This window comes from Microcystis wesenbergii NRERC-220, assembly GCF_032027425.1.
Taxonomy (GTDB): Bacteria; Cyanobacteriota; Cyanobacteriia; order Cyanobacteriales; family Microcystaceae; genus Microcystis; species Microcystis wesenbergii_A.
This window is the reverse complement of sequence record NZ_JAVSJA010000001.1, coordinates 1,653,958-1,670,096: the sequence shown is the minus strand read 5'-3', so window position 1 is coordinate 1,670,096 and position 16,139 is coordinate 1,653,958. Positions and strand designations below refer to the sequence as shown.

Here is a 16,139-nt window from a genome sequence, read left to right as displayed (position 1 = left end):
GCTAATCTAAGGATAGGCGGTTAAGATGCGTCTTAGCTTACCCTAGGTCAAAAAGCAAAATTTCCGAGTCTTCTAGAGATTGAATAGCCAAAGAAGTTTCCTCGCTAATTGCCGCTCCATCCCCCGCTCGTAAATGCACGCCATTTAGGTTTATTTGCCCTCTAGCCACCTGTAACCAGCCATAACGACCAGTGGCTAAGGAATGGGTGAGGGACTGGCCTAGGGGCAAAATTCCCGCGTAGAGATTAACGTCTTGATGGACTTTAACCGCGTTGCCAGCACCGGTGGGAGAGGCGATTAATTGTAGGGTATGGGGAGAAAATTCGATCGCTTTTTGTTCATAACCGGGTTCTAGATTTTTTTGGTCGGGAATAATCCAAATTTGCAGAAGATGGAGGGGATTAGTGGCAGAATGATTAAATTCACTGTGTTTTATCCCTGTTCCCGCGCTCATCCGTTGAATTTCACCGTGTCGAATCACGGAACCCGTGCCGAGACTGTCTTGGTGTTCTAGTTCTCCCTGCAAAACATAGGTTAAAATCTCCATATCATGGTGTGCGTGGGTGTGAAATCCTTTTCCCCCAATCACTTTATCCTCGTTAATAACTCTGAGACTCCTAAAATTAATCTGTTGGGGATCATAATATTGGGCAAAAGAAAAAGTATGATAGGTATCCAACCAACCATAGTTAGCGTGGCCTCTTTCCTCAGCTTTGCGTATAGTAATCATCAGTTTTCCTCTTTTTTATCTCTATATTCCCAGTCTATCTAATAAGCGTTTGTTGTCGATACGATGCACAATTACTATTCATAAGTACCTGAGCAAAATTAATTACACATTTCGACAAAGCTTTTGCCTCTTGCCTCTTGCCTCTTGCCTATCTTCACTAGGAAATTTATTTTGCATGACTACTTATCTTGATTCAGCAACGCCGACTTTTAGTCTTGAGATAATATAAGGTCGATGTCTGATAACTGATAATTGCTCGCTGAATTTAACTTCTTAAAGAAACTTGGAACTGTTTAACTAAAGCTTCTCGCACTTTTGTCATTAAGGGTTCCACATCTTCATCGGTTAAAGTTCGATCGCTGGCACGATAGACTAAACTAAAGGCCAAACTACAATGATTTTCTGGCACATTCTGCCCCTGATAGCGATCAAATAATTCGACTTTTTCTAAGAGATTACCTCCAGCATTTTTGATAGTTTTTGTCAATCTATCTACGGGTATATCTGTGGAAACAAAGAAGGCGATATCTCGCGCCGCCCCCGGATAGGTAGAATAGACCTGTAAACGCGGGGTAATTTTGGCACTATCGCTAAGAGTTGCTAACAGGATCGGGAACTGGATTTCAAAGGCATAAACTGCCTCAATTAATCCCTTTTGCTGACGCAATTGCGGGTGTAGTTGACCGAATATACCTAGGCGTTGTTTACCAATCCATAAAGAGGCTGTTCGTCCGGGATGAAAACGCGCATCTTCGGCATATTTTTCGTAGCTTACTGTCAGCGAAAGGCGATCGAATACTGCTTCTAAAATGCCTTTTGCTTCATACCAAGTCATGGCCACCTCTTTACCCGATCGCAGCCAACGTCCGGCAGGGAAGAAATCACCGCCGAAAATACCAGCAATTGCATCGTATTCGTTGATATTATCCGATTCTAAGCGGAAAACTCGCCCGATCTCGAAGCCATTTAAGGAACCGTTACCCTGAGACTGATTATACTCAAACGCTTCGATTAAACCGTCTAGGAGATTAGTCCGCAAAGCAGAATACTCGACAAAAAGGGGATTAGCGAGGACAACTTCCGCTAATTCCGGTTTAACTAGGGAATACTGGACTAATTCCGTCAAACCCACTGCGCGAAAAGCTTCCCGCACTCGACGCTGTATAGTTTCCTCAAAGGATAATCCTCCGGCTGCGGTTTTTGCCGGCAAAGTATCGACAAAGCGATCATATCCGTACAGTCGCGCCACTTCTTCAATTAAGTCAATTTCCCGTTCTAAATCCCGATAACGGTAGTCTGGCACTGTCACAGTCCACAGAACAGGATTTTTCGAGGTTAACTGCAATTCACAGCCTAAATTGCCTAAAATCCGTTCCACATCTTCGGCGAGAATTTCACCGATCGCACCATCATCTAGGGTAACTTGACCCAGTAGCTGCTGTAAACGTTCTAAACGCAATTCGATCGAACGACTGGACTGATCGGCACGATAATCAGCTTTAACCTGACTGCTGACAGTTCCCCCAGCTAACTCTAGAATTAAATCGATCGCCCTTTGACAAGCATATTCCAAAGCGGCGGGATTAACACCGCGTTCATAGCGTCCAGAAGATTCGCTGCGTAAACCCTGCGCTTTTGAGGAACGACGGATGGCGATCGGATCGAATAAAGCCGACTCTAGCACAAGATTAACGGTTTCCTCGTTAACTTCCGTCTCTTGACCTCCCATCACCCCCGCTAAAGCTACAGGCTGATTATTGGCAGTAATTAATAAATTAACCTCTTTTAAGCTTCTTTCCTGACCATCAAGGCTAATAATTTTTTCCCCTTCCTCGGCAAAACGGACCCCAATAGTAACGGATTTACCTCCGGCAAAACTTTGTAAACGATCGCGATCGAAAGCGTGTAAGGGTTGTCCCCACTCCAAGAGGACATAATTAGTAATATCGACCACATTATTGATCGATCGCAATCCGGCAGCCTGTAAACGCTGTTGCAACCATAGCGGAGATGGGCCAATTTTTACCCCCTCGATCACCGTACCAATATAAGCAGGACAGGCTTTATTTTCTGATATTTCCAGCGTTAAATCTTTTTTAGGGGAAAATTCCTGTAATTTGACTTTTGGTAGGCTTAATTCTCCTCCTGTCAAAGCCGCCACTTCCCGCGCGACTCCGATCATACTCAAAGCATCGGCACGGTTAGCGGTGGGAGAAATATCTAAAATCACCTCATCGAGTCCTAAAAGGGGACGAACATCTGTACCTAAAGGGAGATTTTCCTGACTAAAAATGTGGATTCCTTCAGAATCTTTAGTTAATCCTAATTCTGCGAGGGAACAGATCATCCCTTCCGATTTTACCCCGCGCAATTTAGCCGGTTTAATCGTTAAATTGATTTTGGGTAAATAGGTTCCCAAAGTAGCCACGGGAACTAGAATATCAGCCCTAGCATTGGGCGCACCACAGACAATTGTACTAGGGTTTTCCTGACCGATATCCACCTGACAGACACTTAATTTATCCGCATTGGGATGGGGTTGGCGATCGATAATTTTACCAATAACCACACCCTTTGCCCATTCTCGGCGATCCTCGATCTCTTCCACTTCTATTCCCGCAATTGTCAATAATTCGGCTAATTCTTGGGGAGATTGGACAATTTTGACTAATTCTCGTAACCAGTTGATCGAAATCCGCATCGTTAATTCTTGCTTGCCGTTGGTTCTTAACTATTGTAAACGGTGGGTTGTCACCGCGACTGGGTTGGCAGGAAAATGATTGCTAGTCAAAAAAAGAGCCACAAATGAGTTATAATACAAGGGTTTTATCGTAAAAATTGCAAATTTTATCTTTGATCCTAGCTATTTCAGTTGTTATCGGCAATATTGTAGGAGCCAGTAAAAATGACTCGGCTTTTTGAAAGTTTACAAATCAGTGGTTATCGTGGTTTTGAACAAATAGAACTGTCTTCTCTAGGACAGGTGAACATTTTTGTCGGTAATAATAATTCTGGCAAAACTAGCATTCTCGAAGCTGTTTCAATTGTTTGTAATCCCCTCGATCCCTTTCAGTGGCTAGAAGTGGCTCAACGTCGATTATATCTAGGCAGAACATCTTTAATGCGACCGGATTTGGAAGCAATTAAATGGGTTTTCTTTCGTCAGAATAATCTTGCTAGTAACGCATCCTATCAAGGACAAATTTCGATCAAGTGTACTGGAAATTCACCGATTAAAAATCTAGCAGCTAATCTCACCGATATTTACGGTGCGAGCAACGAAAAAGGCAACCCAGAAAAGTTCAATGATGATTCCACCGATTCGGAAACCGATCTGGTTATCAATGGGTTAGAATTAAGTGTTACCGCCCATATTTTAGAGCAAGGCAGTCTGCTTGGGATAGATAAGGAACAAGTATTTCAGTTTTGGGAAAAAGAGCGTTTTATTCAAAGGAAACGACAAAAAATACTGGTGAAAAATGCCACCATATTTCCTGCTTATTTGTCCTCGGAACCAATTCTAGATAGACTCTCACAAATCATCCTAAAGGAAGAAAATAACAAAGATGACATCCTAGATTTAATTCGGTTATTTGACGAGGAAATCACCGACCTACAAATACTTTCACCCAACAATAGACCAACTCTTTATATAGAACATAAACAGCTTGGTTTTGCTCCTCTCTATGTGTTTGGTGACGGATTTAAAAGAACCTTAGTTATGGTGCTTAGTTTGTTGACAATTACCGATGGGGTACTTCTAATTGATGAAATCGAGACATCTATTCATATTTCTGCCTTAAGTCGTGTATTTTCTTGGTTAATTAACACCTGTAATCAAAGAAGAATTCAACTTTTTGTAACTACCCATAGTTTAGAAGCAGTTGATGCCATGCTACGGTCAGAAAAGGCCATAGAAGACATGGTAGCTTTTCGATTAAATTCTCCAAGGGAAAAACCTCAAAGATTTTCGGGCGATTTATTGCATAGATTGCGTTGGGAACGTGGGTTAGATGTGAGGTAAAGATGGTGAGATACTGCTATATTGTTGTCGAAGGTCCGCAGGATGTCGAATTCTTAATTGGTTTACTTAAATTTTATGACTTAAAGCGAGTTATTCATTTATCTTCATTGGATAAATTTTGGGAAACACTTATCCCGACAGCTTATCCACTAGACGGTGATTTAACCAAACGAGTACCAGTACCATCTTTTGTTCAAAATGAGCAACTATCAATCGCTTTACATAGTTCTATCGGCATTACACGCATAGCGCAAACCATCGAAGAAAGTCTCAAGTTTATTCAACCTTCACAGCTTTTTAGTGTGGGGATTTTTGCCGATGCTGATTACAGGGAAACACCTCAAGAAAGGTTCAATAAACTAATTACTAAGTTATCGGATATTGACTTACCAAATTTGCTACCACCTTCTCAAATTGGTCAAGTTAACAATCATTCGCCTCGCTGTGGTATTTTCATCGCTCCTAACAATCGTGAGCAAGGAACTTTAGAAGATATTCTTCTCGAATGTGCTAGGATAAATTATCCTAATTTACTCAATCTTTCTCAAACCTACATAGAAAGTATTGACAGGAATCAGTTAACTAAAAAAGACCTCAAATATTTTGATAAACCAGCAGGTGAAAAGAAAGCAATTATATCCAGTATTAGTAGTATATTAAGACCGGGTAAAGCCCTACAAGTTTCCCTACAAGATAATCGCTGGCTAGATAAGCAAACCCTAGAATTAGAGAGCATCAAGCTTATTAAAAATTTCCTTGAGCAAATTATCGGACTTTGAGAAAAAAAAGATAATTGAATAGCTGCTATCGAAATTATCCCCATCTCCCCTAAAAACAAGCTATCCTAAAGATTGCCATCCCGTTGCGATTCTATCCGTGCCTTACTATTCCCAATATCCCGACGCTTTTACTCCCAGTTATCTGAGCGAACTACAAGGACAGATTCTCGCTTGTCCCCACTTCACAGTTAACAATTTAAATCGAGATTTCGTTAAAACCAAAGGCTTTTCTATCGCTTTTCGACGCACACAAATCAGCGAAGTCGCACGAATGTTTCCCTATTTTAAACCCTATCTTGATCGCAGTTTACAAGCTGACTGCAACGCTTTTTATCTTAACCCCTTACTCCTACAAACCGGTTCACGCGTCGATCCCCATATCGATCGCTCCCTGCGCTCCTATTGTAAAACAATCGATCCCCCGCTCCTAGTTAGCGTCCTTTATGTGCAGGTTCCTAAAGATATTCAAGGGGGGGAACTGGTACTAGCAACAGGCAATCGTTCCGTGGCCCAGATTCGTCCTTGTGCTAACACCTTGATCCTCTTTCAAGGAGATCTCACCCATTCAGTTAATCCCGTTAGCTGTTCTGGTATTCGTCTGAGTCTTGTCTGCGAACAATATCGTTTAGATGCCGAAGAATTGCGAGAGATTCCCGAAATGCAGATAGAATCGCGAACCATAAAACCAGAAAAGAAAAAAAAGAAAGATCGGGTCGTTGCCCTACAATAAAAGGGGATTTTTGTAAAGATATTCTAGATGGTGATGCGCGAACCGATCGTCGAATTAAGGGGAGTAACCAAAGCTTTCGGCAAGAAAGTAATCTTAAATAACGTCGATCTGAAAGTGTACGAAGGGGAAGCGATCGGCGTGATCGGTCCGTCCGGGACGGGAAAATCGACGATTTTACGCTTAGTCGCCGGATTACTGGCCCCCGATCGGGGAGAAGTGTACATCTACGGCACAAAACGCCAGAGAACCGTAGAACAGGGGGAAGATCCCCTCGGTGTTGGTCTAGTTTTCCAGCAATCGGCCCTTTTTGACTCCCTCACCGTCGGGGAAAATGTCGGTTTTGCTCTCTATCGCAACTCAAAGCTAAAACGAGCCGAAATCCGCGATTTAGTGGAAGAAAAACTCGATTTAGTGGGTATGTCCGGTTCCTACGACCTCTATCCCTCTGAAATATCCGGAGGGATGCGAAAACGGGTCAGTTTAGCCAGAGCAATTATCAGCGATCCCTCGATCGCCGCCGATCGATCGAATATTCTCCTTTACGATGAACCCACTGCCGGACTGGATCCCGTCGCTTCTACCCGCATCCAGACGGTAATTATGGAACTTCTCAAGGTAAAAAAAGCCTGTGGGGCCCATCTCATTGTCACCCACGTCCACAGCACCATCGAAAATACCACCGATCGCATCGTTTTTCTCTATAAAGGTCAATTTCAATGGGTTGGACCGACTCAAGAGGCTTATCACTCCGAAATCCCCGTACTCAAGCAATTTTTTACCGGCAGTATCGACGGACCAATTCAGTGATCAGTCAATTGAGGGAAGTGGGGTGTGGGGTGTGGGGTGATGGGGTGATGGGGTGATGGGGTGTGGGGTGTGGGGTGATGGGGAAGTGGGGTGTGGGGTGATGGGGAAGTGGGGTGTGGGGTGTGGGGTGTGGGGTGTGGGGTGTGGGGTGTGGGGTGTGGGGTGTGGGGAAGTGGGGTGTGGGGAAGTGGGGTGTGGGGTGATGGGGAAGTGGGGTGTGGGGTGTGGGGTGTGGGGTGTGGGGTGTGGGGTGTGGGGTGTGGGGTGTGGGGTGTGGGGTGTGGGGTGGTCACTGCGTGCGCGTTGCGGGGGGAAGTGGGGAGAATAAATAAAAATAATCTCCTGAATCCTGAATCCTGAATCCTGAATCCTGACTCCTGACTCCTGAATCCCGACTCCTGAATACTGAATCCTCACTCCCGACTCCTGAATACTGACTCCTTGACTCTTGCCTTCAGAAGCTGATCACTGAAATCCCACGATTTCTCCTGTAAGATACTTTTTAGAGATGAGGAGTAATTATTTATGGAAGCTGGCGGTTCACAACGAGGGATTTCCCCAACTCTGCGGCAAAGTGGTATCGGTTTAATGTTACTGACATCGGGGGGAATATTAATCTGGTTTATCGCCTGGTTAAGTAATTTTAGCTTCGGGGGGCGCAGTTATCGAGCCAGCTTCCTTTTTCCTAATGTGGGTGGCATGATGGTGGGAACCCGCGTCGGTTATCGGGGAGTGAGAATCGGGCAAGTGACGGCAATTACCCCAGAACCGGAGGGAGTCGCCGTAGAAGTGGAGATTTCGCCAGCAGATCGCCTAATTCCCAGTAATTCCCTCATCGAAGCCATTCAATCCGGTTTAGTGGGTGAAACCACGATCGATATTACTCCCCTGCAAGCTTTACCCGTCGGTGGTGTTAAAGAACCCCCTTTGAGTCCTAACTGCAATGGGGAGGTGATTATCTGTAACGGTTCCCGTTTACAAGGGCAATCGGCGCTAAATGTCAATACCTTGATCAGATCTTTACTGAGAATTTCTAATCTAGTTAGTGATCCCGATATGGTGGCCGGATTTCGTTCTTTTACCCAACGCGCTGCCAATGCCTTGGGGGGACTCGATCGCTTTAGTGGTGAGGCAACCACCGCTTTAAGTGAGGTACGTCGCAGCGGTACTCTAGGTAAACTTAATTCGGGGATGAGATCTCTAGAATCCTTACCCCAAGTATCCGGTTCTCTCGATCGCCTTTCTAGTGATCTTTCTGGTGTCGGGGGATTGAGTCAGGAAGCGACTACTTTACTGAGAAGTTTACAGGGAAGTGGCGGCCTGAGAAATTTAGACGCTACTCTAGTAGAGGCCCGAAAAACGCTGCTTTTGGTGGGACAAACCACCGAAGAACTGCGGGTTTTTTTGGCAGCTAATCAAAATCGTTTAATTGCCACTCTCGATAGTATCAAAACTACCAGCGATCGCCTACAAACTACTCTCGCTGCTTTGGATCCCATCCTGACGCAAGTGCAGAAAAGCCAAATTATCGAGAATTTAAACACTATTTCGGCAAATGCTGTTAAATTAAGCGAAAATTTAGGCAACTTTACCGCTTATCTCTCCGATCCTGCCACTGTTGTCACCCTACAGCAACTCCTCGACTCCTCTCGTGCCGCTTTTGCCAATCTTCAGAAAATCACCTCGGATGTGGATGAAATTACCGGTAATCCGCAACTGCGACAGGAAATTATCCGTTTAATTCAGGGTTTAAGTCGTTTGGTTTCTTCTAGCGAACAACTACAGCAGGAATTCGCCCAAGGTCAAGCAATGACAAGAATGGCCGCCCAAATTGCGACAATAGCCCCAAATCCCGCCCCTAATACCCCAGAAAAAGACGCTAAAAAACCTGAATCTGAGTAGCAGAATTTGGGGTTGGGGGTTGGGAAAAAAAAGTCTGAGCATTTGTACTAAATTTTTCAAGACCCAGTTTAAATACACAACAGTTTGCCTAATTTTTTATCATATAGCAAAGAGCGGGATAGTTAGGACATAATAGAGAAAAAGAAATGAGGAGAAGCTTTCATGGCAGCACCCTATAGTGATGATTTAAGACAGAAAGCAGTGAGTGCCGTAGAGCGAGGGGAGAAAAAAAGCCATGTCTGTCGCACCCTCAATATTAGTCGTAATACATTAGACCTATGGCTGAAACGGAAGAAACAAACTGGGACGGTGGCCGCTAAAACTAACTATCGTCGAGGGCCGAAGCCCAAAATTGACGATTTAGAAGCCTTTCAAAAGTTGGCCGAACAATATGGGCATTTGACCCAAGAAAAAATGGCGCAAAAATGGGCTAACCCAGTCAGTAGGATGAGAATTGGTCAAGCGCTCAAAAGAATTGGATTTACTAGAAAAAAAGGCTCTTCGTTACTCTTTATGCTAAATCAACAGACAAGATGCCAAGACAACATACTTCTAACCCAAAAATTCCGAAAGTTTCTAAAGCCATAGCCTCTTCGTTTTATTAGTTTAAGTTTATTGTTGATTCCCTCGACTAATCCATTCGTTGTCCTTCGCTCGAAATAACTAATGATTTCTCCAAACCAGTTTCGGATTGTTTGACAACTCTTGGTAAAAACACTGGAGGATTTTGCCAACCATTCCGAGATGGATAGCATTCCCTCTGTCGGATTCTTTGAGGTTTCGTAAATCCTTCTGAATTCTTCCTTTAATTCGTGCATCTCTTTCAAATTTAGCCAAGTTTTTTTGATAGCTTCTAGTTTGATTTTTTGGGGTTCCGTTAAATCTTCTTCATTTTTTAACAGGCTATATTTACTTCGCTTTAAAACTTCTAGCTTCGCTTCTTTTTCCGCTTTCTGTTTTTTATTTTTCTGCGCTTCTACGGCTCTTTTTTCTGCTCTTCTCTGTTCGTCTAACTCTTGATTAATTTGTTTCATTACATGGAATCTATCGGCGACTAATTCAACCGATGACATCAATTCTTTCACCAAATTTTTATAGGGCAACCAAAGGTCTATGCTCACTTCTTCAATTGGCTCTAACACCTCTTTTCCCCAGCCTGTAAGCGTTTTTCTCAACTCCTCTTGTGTTCGCTTCTCTAGAATAGCTATTAGTTTTCCCGTATCTAAATTTACTAAAACCGCACAGTAATTTTTTTGTCCTTTGACTAGAGCGATTTCATCAATTCCTAGTCTTTTTAATTCCGATAGGTCTGGCTCGGTAATTTCTTCAGCAATGTCCTCTAGCCTTCTTTGAATCTCTTCTTCCGTTACGTCATTTATTCGACTAACATTTAAAATATCTCCTGATTTTAATTGTTCGAGTATATTTTCGGCTAGTCTTTTCGTATAGGTTCGTTTACTGGCGACAAAATCTAACTCTTCGCTCAAGGGTTTTCGACAATTATCGCACTTAAATTGACGACGATTAACTTGTAGGTACACTGGTTGTCCTGAGATTGGTAAATCTTTGACTAAATATCGATGATTTTGGTGTAGTTTATCGCTCTCTAACCCACAACGAGGACAGATTGCTTTTTTCTTTTTCGATTCGACTGGTCAAACTATACCGACATTTTCTAGGTGTCGATAGCCTTGAATAGAGGTTCCTTCTAGGTTCAAAAATTTGTCAAGTATCATAAGTAAAATACTCTGGTTTTTGGCTATTATATCAAATCTTAACTCGATTGTCTATCTTTTGGTATTAACCTGTTTGTGTCTAAAATCTCTCCCTGTATAAATTTCAGCTATTTTTGAGCGTAGGCACTATCATCGAATTTTATTTGAAGTTAATTATTTGCATAACAATTACCGAAGAGCCGTAAAAAAAAACTTATGGCTACAGAGAAAGAGATGAAGAAGCCCGAAAAGAGTTTCTCCAAAAAATCAGAGGTTATGCCCCGGAAAGATTTGTCTATATTGATGAAGCTGGAATAGATAACACCATCGATTATCCTTATGGATATTGTCACAAATCAGAAAGATTTGAGGCTTTAAAGTTAGGTCACTGTAGCGAACGAGTTAGTGTGATCAGCGGTTGGTGGCGTGGTTCCACGATTCGCGCCAATGGTGTTTGAGGGGTACTGTAATACAGAGTTGGTGTGTGAGTGGATAGAACAATTGCTATTACCCGAACTACTACCCGGTCAAATTATCATCATTGATAACGCCAGTTTTCATCCCAAAGAGAGAATCAAAAAATTGTTAGCTAAAGCGGGATGTGAAGTGCTATTTTTACCCGCCTATTCTCCAGACCTCAACAAAATTGAAAAGTTCTGGGCTAGATTGAAAAACTATGTTAGTCAGATTATCAATGATAGTGAAAACCTTGTGGATGCTGTGAGTAAAGCCTTCAGGCATCTGTCCTAACTAACTCGTTCTATGCCATATTACCCGAACTACTACCCGGTCAAATTATCATCATTAATAACGCCAGTTTTCATCCCAAAGAGAGAATCAAAAAATTGTTAGCTAAAGCGGGATGTGAAGTGCTATTTTTACCCGCCTATTCTCCAGACCTCAACAAAATTGAAAAGTTCTGGGCTAGATTGAAAAACTATGTTAGTCAGATTATCAATGATAGTGAAAACCTTGTGGATGCTGTGAGTAAAGCCTTCAGGTATCTGTCCTAACTAACTCGTTCTATGCCATATTACCCGAACTACTACCCGGTCAAATTATCATCATTGATAACGCCAGTTTTCATCCCAAAGAGAGAATCAAAAAATTGTTAGCTAAAGCGGGATGTGAAGTGCTATTTTTACCCGCCTATTCTCCAGACCTCAACAAAATTGAAAAGTTCTGGGCTAGATTGAAAAACTATGTTAGTCAGATTATCAATGATAGTGAAAACCTTGTGGATGCTGTGAGTAAAGCCTTCAGGCATCTGTCCTAACTAACTCGTTCTATGCCATAGTCAGATTATCAATGATAGTGAAAACCTTGTGGATGCTGTGAGTAAAGCCTTCAGGCATCTGTCCTAACTAACTCGTTCTATGCCATAAATGACAGTTTTAGTCGCTTTTTCAGGCTTTAATTGTTAATTTTGTGCGGTTGATTAAGGATTTTTACTTACTTATTTAAACCCCAAAAAAACTGGATGTAAATCCAGTTTTTCGGGTTCCTTGTTTTTTGGTTCATGAATAATGCAGGCTAAACACCTCTTGCCTCTTGCAAGAGGCAAGAGTGCCTCTTGCAAGAGGTGTTTAGATATGTGTAATTAATTTTGCTTAGGTACTTATCTATTCCAGCTTCATCAATATAGACAAATCTTTCCGGGGCATAACCTCTGATTTTTTGGAGAAACTCTTTTCGGGCTTCTTCATCTCTTTCTCTGTAGCCATAAGTTTTTTTTTTCTAGTAAATCCAATTCTTTTGAGCGCTTGACCAATTCTCATCCTACTGACTGGGTTAGCCCATTTTTGCGCCATTTTTTCTTGGGTCAAATGCCCATATTGTTCGGCCAACTTTTGAAAGGCTTCTAAATCGTCAATTTGGGGCTTCGGCCCTCGACGATAGTTAGTTTTAGCGGCCACCGTCCCAGTTTGTTTCTTCCGTTTCAGCCAGATGTCTAATGTATTACGACTAATATTGAGGGTGCGACAGACATGGCTTTTTTTCTCCCCTCGCTCTACGGCACTCACTGCTTTCTGTCTTAAATCATCACTATAGGGTGCTGCCATGAAAGCTTCTCCTCATTTCTTTTTCTCTATTATGTCCTAACTATCCCGCTCTTTGCTATAGCTAAATGAGGAATTTCTTCACCATATTTACGATAACTTTCTTTAACGCCTTCCCAAGCTAAAATTAATTGATTGAGTGCTGTTTGGGGGCGATCAGAAAAAGCGGAAACGCTAGGAATTTCTACTAAGTATGCTATCCAATCTCCCTCCTCATCTCGGAAGATATTAATGCTAAAACCGTTAAAATCATCGGTTTTTGACTTCATTTTCTTCCTCATGTATTTTTAAAAATTGTTTAACTTGATCAGCTTTTGCTTCACCGTTTTTTGTCGGTTGAATAGATAGACGGACGGGTGCATCTCCTATTTGTGACTTTCTCTCACATATAGGTGAGCAGCAGAAGTTATCAAAAAAGGGCGAAGGCAATTCGCCCCTACAATATATTTAATTTAACCCACCTACTTTGGATGGGTTAAAAAGATCAAAAGAGATTAAGACTGACGTTTTAAAGCAGAACCAATTCCTAATACTCCTAAACTCAATAATCCTAGAATTGATGAAGGTTCGGGAATAGAAGTAGGAGTAGGAGGAGTAGAAGAAAGCATCACCGAGACATTATCCAACGCAGGACCTGCACCAGTTAAATTTATACCGGCAAACTGAATTGTTGTGCTTGTGCTGGTAGCGACAAAACTCCAGGATTTTTGCACCCATCCCATATTATTAGCGCTTTTTCCTGATGCGTCAAAGTCAAAATCAGCAAAAGTTCCTGGAGCTGTGCTAACCCGCAGCACCTTAGGATTAACACTGAGGTCGGTGTAATTACCAGCTAGATCAAAAGTAACTTGATAGGTCTCACCGATTACTGTGGTGATAACTTGTGATATTGAACCAGGACCCGCTCCATTCAGATCAATACTTCTAACACCATCAGCAGCGTCCCACAATGTACTTATATAATCAACTGCGGGAGTTGAGTTGCCGCCAACCGTCCAGCCTGTAATTGATGTGCTATCACCACTAAATAAACTTAGAAAACCACCAATTGGGGTAGTTGTAAGGTTACCAGGTGGGATGGGCACACCGTTTTCAAAACTGCCATTTGTGATCAAATTTACTGCTTGTACAGGGGTGACTATCAAAGCACCCACCGCAAAGACAGAGGAAGCAATTGAGAGTTTTAATAAGCCCTGCTTAGCTAAACCCCCAAGATTAGTTAGTTTTGCTAATTGTTGAGTCATGATTAACAAGTTCATCTTTGTAAGGATACCTAAAGCGTAGCAGGGGAAAAGATTAAAAAAGATGAAAAAATGATTAACTTTTTCCTAAAGAAAGATGGGGGAGCATCTCACCTCTGCCATAAGCATAAATGCTCAATGAGGTAAGAAAAAAGTTAAAAAATATGGTAATAATTTGGTAGTAGTGGTGTAGCCCTCTTGCTTATCCGGTATGAAGTGTGTCAAATATTTATTAATAAAAATAATTGGCTCAAATCAGTCCTTAAACCTCTAGCTTGATCATGACTTTTCTGATAAATATCTTTTTGTGGATCGTGTCCAGCTTACTTAAATATCAGCCTAGCACAGAACAAAATCCCCCCTTCGCCTCTATTTACTTGTCCGGCGTTGTGGTTCTCACCATACTATAGCGGTATGCACTTGCATGAGGTACAATAGAAGAGGACAATAAATTATAGACCTAGGCAGGAGCCACGACCCGATGAAGCCCTATTCTTTAGACTTGCGACAAAAGATCATCGAGACCTACGAGGAGAATAACCTCTCACAACGTGAGTTAGCCAAAAGATTTAGAGTAGCTTTAAGCTTTATCCAGAAACTAATCAAGCAGTGGCGTGAAACAGGAAATCTAAATCCCCGACCGCATGGTGGAGGACAAAAACTCAAGCTTAAGAGCGACGAAATTATCTTGCTGGGCGATTTAGTCCAAGAAAAGAAAGATGCCACCTTAGACGAGTTAAGAAAACAAATTGAGGAAAAAACACAGACGGTGGTGAGTAACTCAACAATCAGTAGAATTTTAAAACGGCTAAATTTAACTCAAAAAAAAAAAGCTTACACCCTAGGGAAAGAGACACGGAAAGAGTGCAAAAATTAAGAGAAGAATATTGGGAGAAAATCCGAGATGTTAGAGCGGAAGATTTGGTTTTCGTTGACGAGTCTGGCTCTAATCTAGGGATGACAAGACTTTATGGCAGGGCTGAAAAAGGTCAGAGAGTGTATGATTCAGTTCCGTTAAACCGAGGAAAAAACGTCACGATAATTGGAGCGATAGCGCTCAAAGGCTTGCTGGCTTTTATCAATGTATTTGGAGCCGCAAATGGTTTAATATTTGAAGCATTTATTGCTACATTATTAGTTCCAAACTTGTGGAAAGGAGCTTGTGTATTAATGGATAATGCTTCGATTCATCAAAAAGAAACCCTCGAACCAATTCTTCAAGAAGTCGGTGCTAGACTGGAGTTTTTACCTCCCTATTCTCCCGATTTTTCTCCCATTGAAAACTGTTGGTCGAAAGTGAAAATACTGATTCGTTCTATGTCACCTCGTACCTATGCTGATCTAGAAAAAGCGCTCGTTCAAGCCTTTAGTCAGATTACATTGCGAGACATCCATCACTGGTTTACCCATTGTTGCTATTGCGATACCCCTTTTAAAGAGCCTACCTAGTCATCCATGCTGTACCTCATTCAACTGAAACCCGCTATATCAAGAATGGTTCTATTCATAATGGGAAACCCAAACGTCAATGTCAAGAATGTGGTCAACCGTTTGTGCTCAATCCCACTAATAAAACTATCTCTCCCGATACCAAACAATTAATCGATCAACTCTTGCTCAAACGAATTTCTTGACGAGGAATTACTAGAGTAACAGGGGTAAGTTGGTCATGGTTACAAAATTATGTCAACGTCTCGACCCTTCGACGTAGCTCAGGGTTATATCACTCAACCCTAGGGTTGAGTGATAAAACCGAAAGTAACGCCCAATTTTAGGAGAAAGTTTCCCCTTAAAAATCCCAAATTAGTAGATTTACAAAAATGAGATGCACCCGTTTTAGATATCCTCTTTTTCACCAAATTTATTAATCTAATTGAACCGAATGCTCTTGTTTTAATTGCTTTTGGATAGTTTTTACCGTCTGCTCAATTTTATTGATTCCGCGAGAAGAAGGGCGATTTACTCTATCAGCTAGAGGAGAAGTTTGTTGAATAGCAATGCTTAAATAAAGAGGAAAAGCGAGGGTAAAGGCTAAAAAAAGACGTTGTAACATGATCCACTCCCACAAAAGTTTTTCAGCGATTATTTAGCCGGCTGAAACTTCTAACAGAATAACGACTAACTAGGAAAATTTCAGCTAGTTTGTGACAG

The 16,139-nt window shown here is 41.9% G+C and carries 16 protein-coding genes and 4 pseudogenes; 13 read left to right on the top strand and 7 right to left on the bottom strand.

The window, feature by feature from the left end; all coding sequences use genetic code 11:
- Positions 1-37: 37 nt before the first annotated feature.
- Complete coding sequence (locus tag RAM70_RS08120) at positions 38-730, bottom strand: pirin family protein (RefSeq protein WP_045362529.1); 693 nt, start codon at positions 728-730, stop codon at positions 38-40.
- A 265-nt stretch (positions 731-995) separates the two neighbouring features.
- Positions 996-3,431, bottom strand: a complete 2,436-nt coding sequence (gene pheT / locus RAM70_RS08115; protein ID WP_312673196.1) for a phenylalanine--tRNA ligase subunit beta — start codon at positions 3,429-3,431, stop codon at positions 996-998.
- A 204-nt stretch (positions 3,432-3,635) separates the two neighbouring features.
- On the opposite strand from pheT, the gene RAM70_RS08110 reads away from it, so the two are divergent.
- The 6 genes from RAM70_RS08110 to RAM70_RS08085 all read left to right on the top strand — a co-directional run bounded on the left by RAM70_RS08110 (position 3,636) and on the right by RAM70_RS08085 (position 9,560).
- Positions 3,636-4,754 carry an AAA family ATPase gene (locus RAM70_RS08110; RefSeq protein ID WP_045362523.1) on the top strand — a complete coding sequence of 373 codons (1,119 nt, stop codon included), beginning with the start codon at positions 3,636-3,638 and terminating at the stop codon, positions 4,752-4,754.
- A 2-nt stretch (positions 4,755-4,756) separates the two neighbouring features.
- The gene (locus RAM70_RS08105; RefSeq protein WP_312675849.1) at positions 4,757-5,533 is read left to right on the top strand and encodes a DUF3226 domain-containing protein; all 777 of its coding nucleotides are present in this window, start codon (positions 4,757-4,759) and stop codon (positions 5,531-5,533) included.
- Positions 5,534-5,630: 97 nt separating this feature from the next.
- Positions 5,631-6,263 carry a 2OG-Fe(II) oxygenase gene (locus tag RAM70_RS08100; protein WP_002763712.1) on the top strand — a complete coding sequence of 211 codons (633 nt, stop codon included), beginning with the start codon at positions 5,631-5,633 and terminating at the stop codon, positions 6,261-6,263.
- Between the two features lie 27 nt (positions 6,264-6,290).
- Positions 6,291-7,070 (top strand): ABC transporter ATP-binding protein, encoded by a 780-nt coding sequence (locus tag RAM70_RS08095; RefSeq protein ID WP_287730670.1) that lies wholly within the window; start codon positions 6,291-6,293, stop codon positions 7,068-7,070.
- Positions 7,071-7,595: 525 nt separating this feature from the next.
- On the top strand, positions 7,596-8,972 hold the full coding sequence (locus RAM70_RS08090; protein ID WP_045362486.1) for an MlaD family protein: 1,377 nt from the start codon (positions 7,596-7,598) through the stop codon (positions 8,970-8,972).
- A 162-nt stretch (positions 8,973-9,134) separates the two neighbouring features.
- On the top strand, positions 9,135-9,560 hold the full coding sequence (locus RAM70_RS08085) for an IS630 transposase-related protein (RefSeq protein WP_312672158.1): 426 nt from the start codon (positions 9,135-9,137) through the stop codon (positions 9,558-9,560).
- Here RAM70_RS08085 and RAM70_RS08080 read toward each other — a convergent pair.
- Positions 9,494-10,708 (bottom strand): annotated as a pseudogene (locus RAM70_RS08080) (ISL3 family transposase). The gene RAM70_RS08085 and the pseudogene RAM70_RS08080 overlap by 67 nt on opposite strands.
- 405 nt (positions 10,709-11,113) lie before the next feature.
- Here RAM70_RS08080 and RAM70_RS08075 point away from each other — a divergent pair.
- Genes RAM70_RS08075 through RAM70_RS08065 form a run of 3 tightly spaced genes read left to right on the top strand, consistent with a single transcriptional unit; the run spans position 11,114 to position 11,963 of the window.
- A complete protein-coding gene (locus RAM70_RS08075; protein ID WP_376750879.1) occupies positions 11,114-11,437 on the top strand; it encodes a transposase in 324 nt (107 codons plus the stop codon).
- 17 nt (positions 11,438-11,454) lie between these two features.
- Entirely contained in the window at positions 11,455-11,700 is a 246-nt protein-coding gene (locus RAM70_RS08070; RefSeq protein WP_312675775.1) for a transposase, read from the top strand.
- Positions 11,701-11,717: 17 nt separating this feature from the next.
- The gene (locus tag RAM70_RS08065; protein ID WP_376750906.1) at positions 11,718-11,963 is read left to right on the top strand and encodes a transposase; all 246 of its coding nucleotides are present in this window, start codon (positions 11,718-11,720) and stop codon (positions 11,961-11,963) included.
- A gap of 346 nt (positions 11,964-12,309) precedes the next feature.
- Here the strand turns inward: RAM70_RS08065 and RAM70_RS08060 are convergent, their stop codons facing one another.
- The 3 genes from RAM70_RS08060 to RAM70_RS08050 all read right to left on the bottom strand — a co-directional run bounded on the left by RAM70_RS08060 (position 12,310) and on the right by RAM70_RS08050 (position 13,991).
- Positions 12,310-12,750 (bottom strand): helix-turn-helix domain-containing protein, encoded by a 441-nt coding sequence (locus tag RAM70_RS08060; protein WP_312673191.1) that lies wholly within the window; start codon positions 12,748-12,750, stop codon positions 12,310-12,312.
- Positions 12,751-12,779: 29 nt separating this feature from the next.
- Complete coding sequence (locus RAM70_RS08055) at positions 12,780-13,016, bottom strand: type II toxin-antitoxin system HicB family antitoxin (RefSeq protein ID WP_312673190.1); 237 nt, start codon at positions 13,014-13,016, stop codon at positions 12,780-12,782.
- 225 nt (positions 13,017-13,241) lie between these two features.
- Positions 13,242-13,991 (bottom strand): choice-of-anchor C family PEP-CTERM protein, encoded by a 750-nt coding sequence (locus RAM70_RS08050; RefSeq protein WP_312673189.1) that lies wholly within the window; start codon positions 13,989-13,991, stop codon positions 13,242-13,244.
- Between the two features lie 278 nt (positions 13,992-14,269).
- Between RAM70_RS08050 and RAM70_RS08045 the strand changes: the two are divergent.
- The 4 genes and pseudogenes from RAM70_RS08045 to RAM70_RS08030 all read left to right on the top strand — a co-directional run.
- Positions 14,270-14,397, top strand: a pseudogene (locus RAM70_RS08045) (ISNCY family transposase); the annotation flags it as partial.
- A 72-nt stretch (positions 14,398-14,469) separates the two neighbouring features.
- The gene (locus RAM70_RS08040) at positions 14,470-14,865 is read left to right on the top strand and encodes a helix-turn-helix domain-containing protein (RefSeq protein WP_312673188.1); all 396 of its coding nucleotides are present in this window, start codon (positions 14,470-14,472) and stop codon (positions 14,863-14,865) included.
- Positions 14,850-15,437, top strand: a pseudogene (locus RAM70_RS08035) (IS630 family transposase); the annotation flags it as partial. The gene RAM70_RS08040 and the pseudogene RAM70_RS08035, both read left to right, overlap by 16 nt.
- Positions 15,438-15,472: 35 nt before the next feature.
- Positions 15,473-15,633 (top strand): annotated as a pseudogene (locus tag RAM70_RS08030) (ISNCY family transposase); the annotation flags it as partial.
- A 219-nt stretch (positions 15,634-15,852) separates the two neighbouring features.
- Here RAM70_RS08030 and RAM70_RS08025 read toward each other — a convergent pair.
- On the bottom strand, positions 15,853-16,041 hold the full coding sequence (locus RAM70_RS08025) for a hypothetical protein (protein ID WP_002784873.1): 189 nt from the start codon (positions 16,039-16,041) through the stop codon (positions 15,853-15,855).
- Between the last annotated feature and the right edge of the window lie 98 nt (positions 16,042-16,139).